The sequence below is a fragment of the Pseudomonas sp. CFBP 13711 genome (genome assembly GCF_014842265.1).
In the GTDB taxonomy this organism is placed as follows: Bacteria; Pseudomonadota; Gammaproteobacteria; order Pseudomonadales; family Pseudomonadaceae; genus Aquipseudomonas.
Window position 1 is genome coordinate 55,562 of sequence record NZ_JACYVI010000007.1, and the last position, 17,667, is coordinate 73,228.

Annotated in this window: 11 protein-coding genes; 5 read left to right on the forward strand and 6 right to left on the reverse strand. The window is 61.1% G+C overall.

Annotation, left to right across the window (positions count from 1 at the left end):
- The first annotated feature begins 9 nt into the window (after window positions 1–9).
- Entirely contained in the window at window positions 10–1,374 is a 1,365-nt protein-coding gene (locus tag IFT47_RS14690; RefSeq protein WP_192171242.1) for a formimidoylglutamate deiminase, read from the forward strand.
- 127 nt (window positions 1,375–1,501) lie between these two features.
- On the opposite strand, the gene IFT47_RS14695 is transcribed toward IFT47_RS14690, so the two are convergent.
- The 6 genes from IFT47_RS14695 to IFT47_RS14720 form a co-directional block, all read right to left on the reverse strand.
- Window positions 1,502–1,999 carry a lipocalin family protein gene (locus tag IFT47_RS14695; RefSeq protein WP_244655860.1) on the reverse strand — a complete coding sequence of 166 codons (498 nt, stop codon included), beginning with the start codon at window positions 1,997–1,999 and terminating at the stop codon, window positions 1,502–1,504.
- A gap of 86 nt (window positions 2,000–2,085) precedes the next feature.
- Window positions 2,086–2,340 (reverse strand): outer membrane protein assembly factor BamE domain-containing protein, encoded by a 255-nt coding sequence (gene bamE / locus IFT47_RS14700; RefSeq protein WP_192171240.1) that lies wholly within the window; start codon window positions 2,338–2,340, stop codon window positions 2,086–2,088.
- Window positions 2,341–2,650: 310 nt separating this feature from the next.
- Window positions 2,651–3,661 carry a class 1 fructose-bisphosphatase gene (locus IFT47_RS14705; RefSeq protein ID WP_192171239.1) on the reverse strand — a complete coding sequence of 337 codons (1,011 nt, stop codon included), beginning with the start codon at window positions 3,659–3,661 and terminating at the stop codon, window positions 2,651–2,653.
- Between the two features lie 367 nt (window positions 3,662–4,028).
- A complete protein-coding gene (locus tag IFT47_RS14710; RefSeq protein WP_244655859.1) occupies window positions 4,029–5,375 on the reverse strand; it encodes a DUF3999 domain-containing protein in 1,347 nt (448 codons plus the stop codon).
- Window positions 5,376–5,425: 50 nt separating this feature from the next.
- Window positions 5,426–8,296, reverse strand: coding sequence for a DUF2339 domain-containing protein (locus IFT47_RS14715; protein ID WP_192171237.1), 2,871 nt, complete (start codon window positions 8,294–8,296; stop codon window positions 5,426–5,428).
- A 278-nt stretch (window positions 8,297–8,574) separates the two neighbouring features.
- The gene (locus IFT47_RS14720; protein WP_192171236.1) at window positions 8,575–11,058 is read right to left on the reverse strand and encodes a glycogen/starch/alpha-glucan phosphorylase; all 2,484 of its coding nucleotides are present in this window, start codon (window positions 11,056–11,058) and stop codon (window positions 8,575–8,577) included.
- Window positions 11,059–11,438: 380 nt separating this feature from the next.
- On the opposite strand from IFT47_RS14720, the gene pip reads away from it, so the two are divergent.
- From pip to mdoH, 4 genes are all read left to right on the forward strand, one after another.
- Entirely contained in the window at window positions 11,439–12,410 is a 972-nt protein-coding gene (gene pip / locus IFT47_RS14725) for a prolyl aminopeptidase (RefSeq protein WP_192171235.1), read from the forward strand.
- On the forward strand, window positions 12,411–12,848 hold the full coding sequence (dtd, locus tag IFT47_RS14730) for a D-aminoacyl-tRNA deacylase (RefSeq protein WP_192171234.1): 438 nt from the start codon (window positions 12,411–12,413) through the stop codon (window positions 12,846–12,848).
- 264 nt (window positions 12,849–13,112) lie between these two features.
- Window positions 13,113–15,068 (forward strand): glucan biosynthesis protein, encoded by a 1,956-nt coding sequence (locus IFT47_RS14735; RefSeq protein WP_192171233.1) that lies wholly within the window; start codon window positions 13,113–13,115, stop codon window positions 15,066–15,068.
- Window positions 15,061–17,658, forward strand: a complete 2,598-nt coding sequence (gene mdoH / locus IFT47_RS14740; RefSeq protein ID WP_192171232.1) for a glucans biosynthesis glucosyltransferase MdoH — start codon at window positions 15,061–15,063, stop codon at window positions 17,656–17,658. The genes IFT47_RS14735 and mdoH overlap by 8 nt, the downstream gene beginning before the upstream one ends.
- Window positions 17,659–17,667: the final 9 nt, after the last annotated feature.

Sequence of the window (17,667 nt, forward strand, 5' to 3'; positions counted from 1 at the left end):
TGCCGAGTCATGTCCGTTTTCTTTGCCGAACGCGCGCTATTGCCCACCGGCTGGGCGAATAACGTTCGTTTCGAGGTCAGCGCCGATGGCCTGCTGAGCCAAGTTCAAGCCGATGCCGAACGCGCTGGCGCCGAGCTGCTCAACGGGCCGGTCGTGCCGGGCATGCCCAATCTGCACTCCCACGCCTTTCAGCGTGCCATGGCGGGCCTCGCGGAAGTGGCCGGCAATCCCAATGACAGTTTCTGGACCTGGCGTGACCTGATGTATCGCGTCGTCGGGCAGATCAGTCCGCAGCAGCTCGGCGTCATCGCGCGGCAGCTGTACATCGAAATGCTCAAGGGCGGTTTTACTTCGGTTGCGGAGTTTCACTACGTCCATCAGGACACCACCGGCAAGCCCTACGCCGACCCCGCCGAGCTGGCGCTGCAGGTCAGTCAGGCGGCGAGTTCGGTCGGCATCGGCATGACCCTGTTGCCGGTGCTCTACAGCCACTCCGGTTTCGGCGGCCTCAACCCAAACGAAGGCCAGCGCCGATTCATCAACAGCACCGACAGTTACCTGGACCTGCAAGCACGTCTTAAGCCCGTCATCGCCGCGCAACCCGCCCAGGCGCTGGGGCTTTGCTTTCACTCGCTGCGTGCCGTGACCCCGCAGCAAATCAGTGACGTGACGGCCGCCAGCGACACCCATTGCCCGATCCACATTCATATCGCCGAGCAGCAAAAGGAGGTCGACGATTGCCTGGACTGGAGCGGTCGCCGGCCGCTGCAGTGGCTGTATGAAAACGTCGATGTCGACGCGCGCTGGTGCCTGGTTCACGCGACCCATGCCGAGCCTGACGAAGTGGCGTTGATGGCGAAAAGTCGTGCGATCGCGGGACTGTGCCTGACCACCGAAGCGAACCTGGGCGACGGGATTTTCCCGGCGGTGGATTACATCGCTCAGGGCGGGCGCTGGGGTATCGGCTCTGATAGCCATGTGTCGCTGAACGTGGTCGAAGAGTTGCGCTGGCTCGAATACGGTCAGCGTCTGCGCGATCAGCGTCGTAATCGTCTGTATCGGCCGGATCAGCCGATGGTCGGTCGCACGCTATACGACGCGGCGCTGGTGGGCGGTGCCCAAGCGATGGGCCAACCGGTAGGTGCGCTGGAAGTGGGCAAACGGGCCGACTGGCTGGTGCTGGACGGTAACGACCCTTATCTGGCAACGGCGTCTGGCGATGCCATTCTCAATCGCTGGCTGTTCGCCGGGAGTGATCGTCAGATCAAGGATGTGATGGTCAATGGCCGCTGGGTGATCCGCGACGGCCACCATCCCGATGAAGGGCAGAGCAGCCGTGCGTTCGCTCAGGTGCTGAGGGAATTGCTGGGCTGAACATGTGTGCAGAGGCAAAGGGCCCCTTCGCGAGCAAGCTCGCTCCCACAATTTTTGTGTCCACAGGTAGAACTGCGGCGCTGTCATGTTTCATGAGAGTGAGCTTGCTCACGAATGACCGAACAGGTCAGTCCTTTGCCTTGCCCACTTTCGAATCCGCCACCCGCCAGATCAGCTTGGTGGTGTCGTAGCCCTGTTGCTGCGCTCTCATCAGCAGGTCGTTGCGCACTGCATCCGGCACTTGAGGCGTGCGCGACAGCAGCCAGAGGAACTTGCGGTTCGGACTGCCCACCAGCGCCACCTTGTAGTCGGGGCTCACGTACAGCACCCAGTAATCGCCCTTTGCCACACCCGGGAAGAGGTTCGAGAACCAGTTGTCGAACACGACCCACAGCTTGTCGGTCTTGCCCTGAACCTGCGGTGAAGCCGTTCCGGTTGCTTGCTCCCACTTGCCCTCGATCGTGCGGCAGCGGTTGGTGACAGCGATGTTGCCATCGTCCTTCAGCGTGTAATGCGCTTCGGACTGCGCGCAGTTGCGCTGGAAGAACATCGGCAGCCGCGCCACTTCGTACCACGTGCCCTGATAACGCTTGAGATCAACATGATCAACCGTCTTCGGCGCCATGGATTCGGTTTCTGGCTTAACCGCACAGGCGCTGATCCACAATGCTGCCAGCGCCACGGCGCCGATTTTCAATCCCTGACGAATATTCATTCAAGCCCCTGCGCCGAGAACAGCACGACCTTGTCGGCGGCGTATTGGACGCTGATGAAGGTCTTCGCATCGCCCCACGTGCAACTGGACATTCCCAACGCGCCGGAGCATTCGGTCGGACTGCCGAGCAGTTGCTCGACTTGGGCCTTGGGCATGCCGGCCGAGATTTTCGAGTAATTTTCCTGAGTGACCTTGCTGCAGGCCGCCAGCAATACGCAGAACGACAACACCGCGAGAGTGCGCAAAGACATGAGATGAAGCTCCTGAATCGAGGGGGAGAGCAGCGTCGCAGCGCCGCCCTGATGCCGCAAGCTTAGAAGAAAAAAGGGGAGGACTGGTTCCGAGGAAGAGATTTTTCCGCTCGGCCAGACAGCACGCGGTTGTGCAGCAAAAGTAAACCCTGTGGGAGTGAGCTTGCTCACGAAGACGGAATTTCAGCCGCATGAAATTTAGCGGATGTTCTCGCCCGCCTGCGACAACAGTGAAGCGCCACCCAGGTCACTTCCACTTAACCGGGTCCTGCAGAAAAGAAATGGCCGCCAAAGGCGGCCATCCAGGACGTTACTCCTTGTGATACGCCGTTGCGCGTTCCACTTCTTCTTTCGAACCCAGGAACACCGCGACGCGCTGGTGCAGGCCTTCGGGCTGGATGTCGAGGATGCGCTGATGGCCATCGGTCGACGCGCCACCGGCTTGTTCCACCAGGAACGACATCGGGTTGGCTTCGTACATCAGGCGCAGTTTGCCCGGCTTGGAAGGCTCGCGGGAATCGCGCGGGTACATGAACAGGCCGCCACGGGTCAGGATACGGTGTACATCAGCGACCATCGCCGCGACCCAGCGCATGTTGTAGTTCTTCTTCAACGGACCGTCTTCGCCCGCCAGCAGCTCTTCGACGTAGCGCTTGACCGGGGCTTCCCAGTGACGCTGATTGGACATGTTGACCGCGAACTCCTGAGTGGACTCCGGGATCTTGATGTCTTCGTGGCTGAGGACAAAGCTGCCCATCTCGCGGTCCAGCGTGAAGCCTTTGACGCCGTCACCCAGGGTCAGCACCAGCATGGTCTGCGGGCCGTAGATGGCGTAACCGGCGGCGACTTGCTGGGTGCCTGGCTGCAGAAAGGCCTTCTCGTTCAGCGCTTCGTTCTGGCTCAGGTACTCGTTCGGGCAGCGCAGCACCGAGAAGATCGTGCCCACCGGCGCGTTGATGTCGATGTTGGACGAGCCGTCCAGTGGGTCGAACACCAGCAGGTAGGCGCCTTTCGGGTATTTGCCGGGGATCTGGTAGGCGTTGTCCATTTCTTCGGACGCCATGCCAGCCAGGTGACCACCCCATTCGTTGGCTTCGAGCAGAATCTCGTTGGACATCACGTCCAGTTTCTTCTGCACTTCACCCTGCACGTTTTCAGTGCCCATGCTGCCGAGCACGCCGCCCAGGGCGCCTTTGGATACCGCGTGGCTGATCTCCTTGCACGCACGCGCCACCACTTCAATCAGAAAGCGCAGATCGGCAGGGGTGTTGTTGGTGCGGGTCTGCTCGATCAGATAACGACTCAAGGTAACGCGGGACATGGAGAGCTCCGAAATGGGGGATAAAAACGCGCACAGTCTAGCGTGAGCGGAGATTTAATACTGCCTGTCAGACCGGTTAGGTAGTGATTCAGTTCACGGGCTACATCCAAGTGGGATCGGCTTTAGCCGGGAAGAGGCCAGTGTGAACACCGCAAATCTTGCAGCGTGACCACCGACTCCTTCCCGGCTGAAGCCGGTCCCACAAGGGATCGTCGCACCCGGTCGCATCGGGTGTGCGTTAAGCCTAACCCGATCGGGGTGACGAATCGGCGGGCATCGTCTGCAATTTTTTCGATGCCGGATCGATTCAGCGTCATCACCCCGACACTTATAATTTGGCGCCTCGATTGGCGCGTTATTTTGCGCGTTACTTGCTACGAGACCCGCGCAGTGTGCCAAGCGCCATCCAGGCCAGAAAAACCACGCCGAGTATCAGCACGGCCCACAAACCGATGCGTTTCAGGTCGGGACCACTGGCCTCCACGGGTGCAGCCGCAGCAACCGGCGCGACCGGTGTGGAGGCCATGGACGCACTGCCCAGCGCCGCCAGTTTCTCGGGGCTGACACCGGGAATCAGCGTCGCCAGTGGCAGCGCCGCGCTTTTCACCGTGGCATTGCCGACGGCCAGGCTGTAAGGCGGCGCGCCGCGGCCGAGAAACACCAGTTGCGTGGCGCGCACGGCAAAACTCAGCGTAGGCGCGTCATTGCCCAGGCCGCCGCCACGGTCATCCACCTCAAGTTTCAGCTGCTGCACGACGTTGCCCGGCAGCTCCATTTCATCCTGCACAACGTCCTGACCGTTCTGGCTGAGCCGATAAAGCAGGCCATTGTCGATCAACTGCCACGGCGCATTGCTATCGCGACGCCCATACAGCGTGGCGGGCGCGAGGCTGTTGGGTTGCGCGATGTCGATCCGCATCCGTTCCAGCGGCAGGGCCACTGGCAATTGCCACACATACACGCCCGGTTTTTCGACGCGTCCATTGATGGCCGGTGACCAGCTCAACGGCAGCACGCCGGGTTGCGTGCTGATCAGTTGCATGGCGTTCAGCGTGGGCGCGGAAAGCGGCGATTTCCACAGCAAACGCAGATAGCGGGCGCTGCGCCCCGGCAGATTGACGACGCGCTGCTCAACCAATTCCTCGGCAAATGACAGCCTCGCCACCTGACCATCGCCCCAGCGCTGCCAATGCTGGAGGTCGTCGCTGGCCTCGATGCTGAACCGCTGAAAACCATCGCGCTCGCTGCTCCAGTCCAGAATCAGTTGATCCAGCGGCGCGTTGATCGCGCTGGTGTCGAGCAGCCAGCCGCGCAGAATCTCTTCGCCCGCCTCGATCTCGCCTTGGGGCTGAACCTCCACCAGCGTGCCGTTGGGCGTGCGCTCGACGCGGATTTTCGGCTCGGCGTCTTTCGCGCCATCGCTGTTGTACAGCGGGAACCATTTCACCGAGACCGGGCTGGCGTCGGCGGCACGCTGAGGCGGGCTTTGAGTGATCGCGTAGGGCTGGGCCTGGCCGTCCGCATTGAAAACGCGCACATCGTTGAGATTGCTCTGGCGCGCGTTCAGCTGCACGCCGAGGGGCAATTCCAGCCGATACCAAGGCCCTTCACCGCTGACGGTCAGAGGCGCATGGGTGGTGAAATCATCCGGCAGATCCTCCGCCTGACTGAGCGACGCCGCGCACAGCAGCGAGCCCAGCAACGGGACAAGCAGGGCAGCCTTGATGAAGAACTGACGACTCAACTGAACACTCCTTACACCCTTCATTTCGATGCCCGGTCCGCAACATCCGCATCGGTTAAACCCTCACTTCGGGCCGGATGCCGGGGCGGCAGGGGGGCGAAATATCCCACCACCAGCAACAGAACGCCAACGCCGATGAAGGAAATGATTCGCTCCAGGCCGCCGCGATTGCTCAGCTCGACGAAGAACAGTTTGGCGACGACAACCCCAATCAGCGCGGCGCCGACGATCCACAGGTCGCGGCGGGCGCTTAGGTGGCCACCGATCATCAGCGCCAGAGCGGTCAGCGTCCAGACGATGGAAAGCCCGGCCTGCACCCGCATGGATTCAAACAGCGCATCCAGATACCAGGCCACGCCCAGCCAGTGATGCGCCGTGCGCAGGACCATGGCTGTGATCAACGCAAATAGCGATGCGCCGGCAATGACCAGCGCCGCTTTTTGAGCATGGCCCTCACTGACGCCCAACTGCGGGAGTTGCTGGCGGCTCCAACTGAAGATACCGGTCAGTGTGATCAGCAAGCCCAGCTCCAGCGGGTTCAGCAGCGGCAGATAGGGCAGGGGATCGGTAGCGCCTTCGCTGAACCCGTTCGCCAGCCAGAACCAGCCGAGCATCAATGCCGCCAGCGGCGCGGCGGCCCAGACGCGGTATTCGCGCGGGTACGCCCCGACAGGCCAGGGCCACGTGCGGGATGCGGTCATCGCCAGCAAGTACAGGCTCGGCAGCAACGCCCAGCCCAGCCAGCGCCAGGCGTTATACGACTCCGACAACACCAGCAATCCGTAACGAAGTTGCAGCGAGAGCACGGCGATGATCAGCCAGCAGCCGATCACATGGGCTGCACTGCGCAAGCGCGGGAGCAGCAGTTTGTCGAGCCGATTCAGCGACCACAGATGAACCGCAAAAACCGCGAGCCAGCCCAGCCAGCCCCAATTGGCGGCAGGGTTGTAGTAAGAGTTGAAGCTCATCAGCGCCAGCAATACCGCACTCATGGGCGTCAGCAGCGTGGACAGCTGCGCGATTCCCGCCCAGTTCAGACGCAGGGCCGCCATTGTCCACAGCCCGACACTGAAAGCGCCCAACAGCAAGAGCGTCGAGAACTCGGTCGCTCCCGGCACGTAATGGGTGCTGACGCCTACTGCCGCGGACCACCACAGCGCGCCCCAGATCAACAGCAACGGCTGCAGGAAACGATTGCTCAACGACAAACGCAACGTGCCTACGCGCTCGACCGTGAAGGCGCTGACCAGGCCGGCAAGCGCGATGATCAGCGGTGTCCAGAAATCGCCGTGGTTGAAGTTCGGCACAAACCAGCGGCCGACCACGCCAAGGAACGCGATCCCCGCGCCCAGTTGCAGCAGCAAGCCGAACGCCCGCGCCAGCAAGCGGTTCTGGCGCATGCCGAGCCAGAACACCGCCGCGCCTTCGACGGCCCAGGCGACCGTCGTCCATTGCGCGCTCAGGCCCAGCGGAATCGCCAGCGTGCCAAACACCACGCCCAGTGACAGGCACGTTTCGACCAACAGCAATGCCCGACCCGGTGCGCGCCTGGCCAGGAACCGAGCAATGCCCATGTACAGCAAGCCAAGCGCCAGTGCGCTCAACGCAGCGCCGAATTCCAGATGTTTGACGAGCGCGTATTGCAGGCCGAACCCCACGATGGGCGTGCCGAACAACAGGCTGCCATCCACGTAGTGAGTCTGGCGCGCGGACCAGCGCAGGGTGGCTTCGCGGCTGTCGTCGTCGGGCCCGGCGGCATGCTCTTGCAGCTTGCGCCGGGCGAACAGCAGGCCGATGGCCAGGTACATCAGGAAGAACAGAATCAGGAAGGGTTCGGTGCTCCAGAACAGCTCGGGCGTGTACGCGTCCATGCCCCAGGCGAAGCCAATGCCGAACGTGCCGATGAAGCCGATCAGGTTCAGCGGGCGCCATGCCTTGAACCACGCGATGGCGAAAATGCCGGCGTTGAGCAGGGCGAAATAACTGAACAACGCGACATGACTCCCCTCGCCGGAGGACGTCAGCAGCGGCGCGGCAAACCCGCCCAGCGCGGCCACGCAGGCGAGGGCCAGGGAGTTTTGCGTGACGGCGAGAATGGCCGAAAACACGGTGACTGCAACCAACAGGCTGAACGCCATCCCCGGCGCCAGCAGGGTGTGGACTTTCATGGCGGCGAATACGGTCAGGTACAGCACCGCGACGCCCGTCCCCTGCAGCATCAACGCGAAGGATTCGTTGCGGTGACGCAACCACCAACCCAGACCCAACAGCGCCAGGGCGGCCAACGCCACGCCGGCATAACGGGCTTCGATCGGGACGACCATGCCTTCGGTGGCGTAGCGCAGCAGAAACGCCAGGCCGAGAAACAGCAGCACCACGCCGACCCGCAGCACGGTGTTGCCACCCAGCAGCCAGTTTTTAGCGCGCAGTAAGGCGCTGTCGAAGAGGCTGTGCTGGGGAGGAGCGGGCTGGGTTGAAGCGGGCAGGGAGGCGGGCGGGTAGCTCGAGGCTATAGGTGATGGCGCGTGCGCAGGCCTGCTCCATTCTGAGTCGCCAGCGTCCGAGGTGGCCGGTTCAAGATCCGGGAGGTCCCACAGCAGTTCCGGGCCGTCGTCTGCGATGGGCTGAACATTCAACGGCGCAGGCGCGGGCGCATCCGGCAATTGCGCGGCGGCTGAGTCCAGCTGGCTAAGGCGTTGTTGAACGGCGTTGAGGTCCAGCCGGGTTTTGGCGAGCTCGGCTTTCTGCGCAGCGGTCTCCCGCGTCAATGCGCTGAGCCGGAAGCTCAAGCCCGCGGCCAGGCCAATGACCGCGCCGACAGCGCCGCCCAACAGCGACTCATCAAGAAGCGCTCCGATTACCAGACCGGCCAGCAGAAGAATCCATTGCACGCGACGACATCCCTTTTCGGCCGATTAACGGCGATGGCGAAAAGTATATCGGGCCTCAGGAAAGGGGAAACATTTTGTGTCGGGGAGGGGATCTCAGCACGCTGGTGAACTTATGGGAGTGAGCTTGCTCACGAAAAGGTCGGTACATCCGCTAAATCACCAGCGGCTGAAATACCTATTCGCGAGCAAGCTCGCTCCCACAGGATTTGTACTTGCTGCGAGAGCGAGCGGTCACATGAAGGTGATCGCCTCCGCTGAGGCGATCACCCCACGCGTCCTTAATCCAGCGCGTTCCAGATTTCGGTCGCGTACTCGCGGATGGTCCGGTCCGAAGAGAACCAACCCATGCGCGCGGTGTTGAGCACCGCCGAGCGCCACCATTCTTTCGAATCGTGCCAGCGCGCTTCCACCTTGGCCTGCGCGTGCCAGTACGACTCGAAGTCCGCGCAGACGAAGAAGCGGTCGTAGTTGATCAACTGATCGATCAGCCCGGCATAGCGATACGGATCATCCGGCGAGAACACCCCGCCCCGAATCGCTTGCAGCACGTCATTCAGACGCCCGGACGCCGCGATGTCCTGATGGGCGTTGAACTCACCGGCATGCTTGCGCGCTTCGACTTCCTGCGCGGTCATGCCGAAGATGAACATGTGCTCCAGGCCGACCTGCTCGCTCATCTCCACGTTGGCGCCGTCGAGAGTGCCGATGGTCAGCGCACCGTTGAGGCCGAACTTCATGTTGCTGGTGCCGGAAGCTTCCAGACCTGCCGTGGAAATCTGCTCCGACAAATCCGCCGCCGGAATGATGCTTTCCGCCAGGCTGACGTTGTAGTTGGGCATGAACACCACTTTCAAACGGCCGCGCAGCGTCGGGTCATTGTTGACCGTACGCGCGATGTCGTTGGTCAGCTTGATGATCAGCTTGGCCGAGTGATAACTGGCCGCCGCCTTGCCGCCGAAGATCTTCACCCGCGGCACCCAGTCGGTGCTCGGGTCGGCACGCATGGCCTGATACAGCGCCACAGTGTGGAACAGGTTCAGCAACTGACGCTTGTACTCGTGGATGCGTTTGACCTGCACGTCAAACATCGCCTCGGGGTTAACCGAGATGCCCATGCGTTCCTGAATGATGGAGGCCAGGGCTTGTTTGCTTTGCAGGCGCTGAGCAGCGAACTCCTTCTGGAAACGTGCGTCGTCGGCCAGCGGCTCCAGTTTCAGCAGTGCGGTCTCGTGGTTGTCGAGCACCTGCTCGCCCAGCTCGTTGACCAGCATGGACGTCAGTTGCGGGTTGGACTGGAACAGCCAGCGGCGGAAGGTGATGCCGTTGGTTTTGTTGTTGATGCGATCCGGGTGCAGCTTGTGCAGATGGGCGAAAACGGTTTTTCGCATCAGCTGCGTGTGCAGCGCTGACACACCGTTCACGCTGTGCGAACCGAGGAATGCCAGGTTACCCATGCGCACGCGACGGCCGTTGTCTTCTTCGATCAGCGACACGGCGCGCAGCAGGTCGAACAGTGCGGGGTCGTCTTTGAAGTCCTGGCGAACCTTGTCGATGTGCTGAGCGTTGATCATGTAAATGATCTGCATGTGGCGCGGCAACATGCGCTCCATCAGGCCGACCGACCAGGTTTCCAGCGCTTCAGGCAGCAGCGTGTGGTTGGTGTACGCCAGGGTGCCCACGGTGATGCGCCAGGCCTCGTCCCACTCCACGTCGTGCAGGTCGATCAGAACGCGCATCAGCTCTGCCACAGCGATCGACGGGTGCGTGTCGTTCATCTGGATGGCCACGTGTTCCGGCAGGCTGCTGATGCTGTAGCCCATGTTCTTGTGACGGCGCAGCAAATCCTGCAGCGACGCCGAAACGAAGAAGAACTCCTGACGCAGGCGCAGTTCCTGGCCCGCTTCGGTGCTGTCGTTTGGATACAGCACACGGGAAATACTTTCTGCCCGCACCACTTCCGCCACCGCACCGACGTGGTCACCGGCGTTGAAGCGTTCCAGGTGCAGGTCTTCCACGGCGCGCGCACGCCACAGGCGCAGCGTGTTCACCGCTTTGCCGCGCCAGCCCACAACCGGGGTGTCGTACGCGATCGCGCGGACGGTTTCACCTGCGGTCCAGACCTGACGGGTTTCGCCCGAGGCATCCAGTACTGGCGCGCCGGCTGCATCAAGCAGGGGCTGGACGCTGCCGCCGAAGCCGATCTGATAAATCACTTCAGGGCGTTCGAATTCCCACGGGTTACCGAAGTCCAGCCAGTTCTCGGTCTGCTCCTGCTGCCAGCCATCGACGATGGCCTGACGGAAGAGGCCGTGCTCGTAACGAATGCCGTAGCCATGACCCGCAATGCCGAGGGTCGACATGCTTTCCATGAAGCACGCCGCCAGACGACCGAGGCCGCCGTTGCCGAGTGCAGCATCAGGCTCCAGCGAGCGGATTTGCTCAAGGTCGACGTTCAGGCCCTTCAACGCTTCGCGCGCGGTTTCGAGAATGCCCAGGTTGCTCAGGCTGTCGAACATCAGACGGCCGATCAAGAACTCGAGGGATAGGTAATAGACGCGCTTCTTTTCCTGCCGGTAGACGTAGCGCGTGTGGTTCATCCAGCGCTCGGCCATTTTGTCGCGCGTCGCCAGGGCGATTGCCATGAACCAGTCATGATCGAAGGCATGGTCGGGGTCTTTACCGACGGCATACTCGAGTTTGTTCAGCACAGCTTCTCGGAAGGCTGCCACTTCAGCGTCACGAACGTTGGGTTCCGGAGACATCGGGTACGACCTCAAGTTGGTTTGACGATTAAATGGGTGGGTTGACTGTAGGGCGTGTCATTGGTTATTTCCTCCCGATCGGATGAAAAATACGCGGTTGCACGACCCTCGGTTCGACTCGAACAAGCTACCTCGGTTCGCCGTCAATGCACACCGGCGGCGAATATCTGGCGCTTTCCCCCTGATCTGGAGACGGCTTGCATTGATCGTTCCACTCTGGCGTTGATCTTGCTCATGCCTGCTTTCAGTGGGCTTATGCCGCGTGAAACAGGGGATCACAGTTGGCCAGAATGAGGCAGACATGTTCATTCGCTGATTCGGGTTTATGATGCCCCACGGCAGATACACCGCAGCCCCTGAACCGGACTTTTGGAGCACCTATGCAGACTTTGTACCCGCAGATCAAACCTTACGCCCGGCACGATCTGGCGGTGGAAGAGCCGCATGTGCTGTATGTCGATGAAAGCGGCTCGCCAGACGGCTTGCCCGTCATCTTCATCCACGGCGGGCCGGGTTCGGGATGCGACGCACAGAGCCGCCGCTACTTCGATCCGAACCTCTACCGCATCATCACGTTCGATCAGCGCGGTTGCGGCCGGTCCATTCCTCACGCCAGCCTGGAAAACAACACCACCTGGCATCTGGTCGACGACCTCGAACGCATTCGCACTCATCTTGGCATCGACAAATGGGTGGTGTTCGGTGGCTCGTGGGGTTCGACGCTTTCCCTGGCCTACGCGCAGAAGCACCCGGATCGGGTTCACGCACTGATTTTGCGCGGCATCTTTCTGAGCCGTCCCCAGGACATCAAGTGGTTCTATCAAGAGGGCGCAAGCCGGCTGTTCCCTGATTACTGGCAGGATTACATGGCGCCGATTCCGCCGGACGAGCGCCACGACGTGCTCGGCGCATTCCACAAGCGCCTCACCGGCAGTGACCAGATTGCGCAGATGCACGCCGCCAAGGCATGGTCGACGTGGGAAGGCCGCACCGCCACGTTGCGTCCGAACCCGCAGGTGGTCGATCGCTTCACTGAGCCCCATCGCGCCCTGTCCATCGCGCGCATCGAATGCCACTACTTCACTAATGGCGCGTTCCTTGAAGAAAACCAGTTGATTCGCGACATGCCGAAGATCGCCCATTTGCCGGGCATCATCGTCCATGGCCGCTACGACATGATCTGCACGCTGGACAATGCCTGGGAACTGCATCAGGCGTGGCCGAACAGTGAGCTGCAGGTCATCCGCGACGCCGGGCACTCGGCGTCCGAGCCGGGTATCACCGACGCGCTCGTGCGCGCAGCGTCAGAATTGGCGCGCCGTTTGCTGGATCTGCCACCGGAAGAGGCGTAAATGAAAGCCTTGCTGCAGCGCGTTTCCCAGGCGCGCGTCGACGTCGCCGGCGAAACCATTGGCGCGATTGATCAAGGATTAATGGTCCTGATTGGCATCGAGCCTCAAGACACGCCGACCAGCGCCGACAAGATGTTGCACAAGCTGCTTAACTACCGAGTATTCAGTGACGCCGACGCAAAGATGAATCTTTCGTTAACCGACGTTAATGGCGGGTTGTTGCTGGTCTCTCAGTTCACACTGGCGGCGGATACCAAAAGCGGGATGCGGCCGAGCTTTTCAAAAGCCGCGCCTCCGGCACTCGGTGCCGAGCTGTTTGGCTACTTGGTGACGAAGGCCAGAACTTCTCACCCGACCGTGGAAACGGGCCAGTTTGGTGCAGATATGCAGGTGCATCTGGTCAACGATGGCCCCGTGACATTTTTGCTTGAGACCTGAATGGCCAAGTTTGTTTGATGACCCCGGATTTACGCGCTTTAAACGCAATAAATAGTTTGCGTCACCTGATGCGTTGTAACGCGAGCTACTGGATAATCGCGCGCTACAAGGACGGGCCAGGGCCCGTCAAATCGGTAAAACGCAGACTGGTCCGACACCGCTTGGGGAATCATTGGCCCCTTTTGGAGTCGGAACAATGCTCGCCAACCCGGCATTTGATAGCTGGCCGTTGGTTTCTTCATCTGTTTTCGGCGAGGGTTGCTCGTGATTGTTAGTCCATGTAATGCACCAAAGAACCCGGGTGGTCGCTTGCGTAGCGCACTGCTGGCAGGGTCGGCTTTGTTTTGTCTGTTCGGCGCCAGTCAGCTGTGGGCGTTCGATCTCGACGACGTGGCGACAAAGGCCAAAGATCTGGCCGGACAGAAATTCACCGCGCCGAAGAGCAATCTTCCGGCCGAATTCCGCGACATGAAGTTCGCGGACTATCAAAAGATCCGCTTCCTGCAAGACAAAGCCGAATGGGCCAATGACAAGACCCCGTTCAAGGTGTCTTTCTACCACCAGGGCATGCACTTCGACACCCCGGTCAAGATCAACGAAGTCACCGCCAACTCCGTCAACGAGATCAAGTACGACCCGAGTCGTTTCGATTTCGGCGACGTGAAGTTCGATCCGAAGTCGACCGAGAACCTGGGCTATGCCGGTTTCCGCGTGACTTACCCGATCAACAAAGATGACAAGCAAGACGAAATCATGACCATGCTGGGCGCGAGCTACTTCCGCGTGATCGGTAAAGGTCAGGTGTATGGTCTGTCTGCTCGCGGGATGGCGATCGACACGGCCATGCCATCGGGTGAGGAATTCCCTCGCTTCACCGAATTCTGGATCGAGAAGCCGAACCCGGATGACAATCATCTGGTCATCTTCGCCCTGCTCGACTCCCCTCGCGCCACTGGCGCGTACAAGCTGACCCTGCGTCCGGGCACCAACACACTGGTTGATGTCCAGTCGCGCATGTACCTGCGTGACAAGGTCGGCAAACTGGGCGTTGCGCCGCTGACCAGCATGTACCTGTTCGGTGCCAATCAGCCGTCGAAAGTCCTCAACTATCGTCGCGAGCTGCACGACTCCAGCGGTCTGTCGATTCAGGCCGCCAATGGCGAGTGGATCTGGCGGCCGCTGAACAACCCTAAACACCTTTCGGTCAGCAGCTTCTCTGTGGAGAACCCGCGCGGTTTCGGTCTGCTGCAACGTGGCCGCAACTTCAGCCACTACGAAGATCTGGATGACCGCTACGACAAACGTCCAAGCGCCTGGATTGAGCCGAAGGGCGACTGGGGCAAGGGCACTGTTGATCTGGTAGAGATCCCGACTGCCGATGAAACCAACGACAACATCGTTGCGTTCTGGAAGCCGGAAACCCAGCCAGAGCCGGGTCAGGCGATCGACTTCAACTATCGTCTGCACTGGACCATGGATGAAGATGCCATTCACTCGCCAGATCTGGGCTGGGTCAAGCAGACCCTGCGCTCCACTGGTGATGTGAAGCAGTCGAACCTGATTCGTCAACCGGACGGCAGCGTTGCCTACCTGGTCGATTTTGTTGGCCCGACCCTCGCCAAGCTGGGCGAAGATCCGTCGATCCGGAGTCAGGTCATCACCGATGACAACACCGATCTGGTCGAGAACAACCTGCGCTACAACCCGGTGACCAAAGGCTGGCGTCTGACGCTGCGCCTGAAGGTCAAGGATCCGGGCAAGGCGGTTGAGATGCGTGCTTATCTACTGCGCGAAACCCCTGCCGAGCCAGGCAAAGAGCCCGCGGTGATCACAGCTGACAAGTCCGACAAGAAACCGGCCGCCAAAGCTGATTCCAAGCCTGCCGTTGCCGCTGCGCCAGTCGTTGCTGCACCGAAAGACGAGAAAGCTGAAATCGTCAAAACCGACGCCTTGAAGGCGGGTGATGCGAAGGAAGCCAAAGGTCCTAAAGCCGACAGCAAAGACGCCGCCAAGTCTGCCGACGCCACTAAAATAGCGGAAGCCAAGTCGGACGAGGCCTCCAAGCCCGAAGCCGCTCTGGGCGACGCTGCCAAGGCCAACAAAGGCGTGAAAGATACCCCGCAGCCAGCGGTAGAGGCTGCATCCACCCAACAGGGGCCGGCCATGATTCAACAAGTCCTGACCGAAACCTGGAGCTACCAGTTGCCAGCCGATGAGTAATTCACACGCGGTGCCAGAGCCTTTGAATGAGTCTCTCAGCGAGTACCTGGCGCACTTGCCGATGACCGATGCGCAGCGGGCAGAACTTGCCAGCTGCACCTCGTTCGCTGAGTTGCACGAACGCCTTTCGGCGCAGACCGTCGCTGATTCTGCCGAGGCCTCCCAGGCTTCGGTGGGTCGTCGCCTCACCCTGACGACCGCTGATGAACTGCGCGAAGCCGAGATGCTGAGTGTCGACGCCAGCGGCCGCGTGGTCCTGAAAGCGACGCCGCCGATTCGTCGGACCAAAGTCGTGCCGGAGCCGTGGCGGACCAACATCCTGCACCGCGGCTGGCGCCGGTTGACCGGGAAATCCAACCCGCCGCCGCCAAAGGACGATTTGCCACGGGATCTGCCGAAGGCGCGCTGGCGCACCGTCGGTTCGATCCGTCGCTACATTTTGCTGATTCTCATGCTGGGCCAGACCATCGTCGCCGGCTTCTACATGAAAGGCATCCTGCCGTACCAGGGCTGGTCGCTGGTTTCGTTCGACGAAATCAGTCATCAGACTCTGTGGCAGACCGCTGTTCAGGTCATGCCGTACGCGTTGCAGACCAGCATTCTGTTGCTGTTCGGCATTTTGTTCTGCTGGGTATCGGCGGGTTTCTGGACCGCGCTGATGGGCTTCCTCGAACTGCTCACTGGCCACGACAAGTACCGTATTTCCGGTGCCAGTGCGGGCAATGAGCCGATCGAAGCCGGTGCTCGCACTGCGCTGGTCATGCCGATCTGCAACGAAGACGTGCCTCGCGTATTCGCGGGTCTGCGGGCGACGTTCGAATCGGTCAAGGCCACGGGCGATCTGGATCGATTCGACTTCTTCATTCTCAGCGACTCCAACGAAACCGACATCTGCGTGGCCGAGCAACAAGCCTGGCTGGACGTGTGCCGTGAGACCGGCGGTTTCGGCAAGATCTTCTATCGTCGTCGCCGCCGTCGCGTTAAGCGCAAGAGCGGTAACCTCGATGACTTCTGCCGTCGCTGGGGCGGTGAATACCGCTACATGGTCGTGCTTGACGCTGACTCGGTCATGAGTGGCGACTGCCTGACCAGCCTCGTGCGCCTGATGGAAGCGACGCCGGACGCCGGTATCATCCAGACCGCGCCACGTGCTTCGGGCATGGATACGCTGTATGCCCGCATGCAGCAGTTCGCGACTCGCGTATACGGCCCGCTGTTCACGGCCGGCCTGCACTTCTGGCAGCTGGGTGAATCCCACTACTGGGGTCACAACGCGATCATCCGCATGAAGCCATTCATCGAGCATTGCGCCCTGGCGCCGCTGCCCGGGAAGGGCGCCTTCGCCGGTGCGATTCTGTCCCACGACTTCGTCGAAGCAGCGCTCATGCGCCGTGCCGGCTGGGGCGTGTGGATTGCCTACGACCTGCCGGGCAGTTACGAAGAGCTGCCGCCGAACCTGCTGGATGAGCTCAAGCGTGACCGTCGCTGGTGCCACGGTAACTTGATGAACTTCCGCCTGTTCCTGGTGAAAGGCATGCACCCGGTACACCGTGCGGTGTTCCTGACCGGCGTGATGTCCTATCTGTCGGCGCCGTTGTGGTTCTTCTTCCTGGTGTTGTCCACTGCGTTGCTGGCGGTGAACACGCTGATGGAGCCGACCTACTTCATGGAGCCGCGTCAGCTGTATCCGTTGTGGCCACAGTGGCACCCGGAAAAAGCCGTCGCCTTGTTCTCGACGACCGTCGTGCTGTTGTTCCTGCCGAAACTGCTCAGCGTGATTCTGATCTGGGCCAAGGGTGCGACCGGCTTTGGTGGTCGTATCAAGGTCACGATGTCGATGCTCCTGGAAATGCTGTTTTCCATGCTGCTGGCGCCGGTGCGCATGATCTTCCACACCCGCTTTGTACTGGCCGCTTTCCTGGGCTGGGCAGCGACCTGGAACTCACCGCAGCGTGATGATGACTCGACGCCGTGGAGCGAAGCGGTCAAGCGTCACGGGCCGCAGACGCTGCTGGGCTTTTGCTGGGCGCTGCTGGTGGCCTGGCTGAACCCGAGCTTCCTGTGGTGGCTGGTGCCGATCGTGGGTTCGTTGATGCTGTCGATCCCGGTGTCGGTGATTTCCAGCCGCACGAATCTGGGTTTGAAGGCGCGCGACAATAAGCTGTTCCTGATCCCGGAAGAGCACACGCCGCCGCAAGAACTGGTGTCCACTGACAAGTACACCCACGAGAACCGCTGGCACGCGCTGAACGACGGCTTTGTTCGCGCCGTGGTTGATCCGCAGCAGAACGCCTTGGCCTGTGCGCTGGCGACCTCTCGCCATCGCGAAGCCGAGCCGATCGAGTGGATGCGTGTCGAGCGTGTGCGTCATGCGATCAAGGGTGGCCCTGAACTCCTGAACAACCATGAGCGCCTGCAATTGCTGAGCGATCCGGTTGCACTGGCTCGGTTGCACGAACTGGTCTGGAGCGAAGGCAATTCTGCGTGGCTCAATGCCTGGCGCGCCTCGGTCGAAGCCGATCCTCATGCGCCGCTGCTGCCTCTGCAGCCAGCGACCCATGTGAACGACGCGACCCTCGTCAACGCCTGATTGACCCGC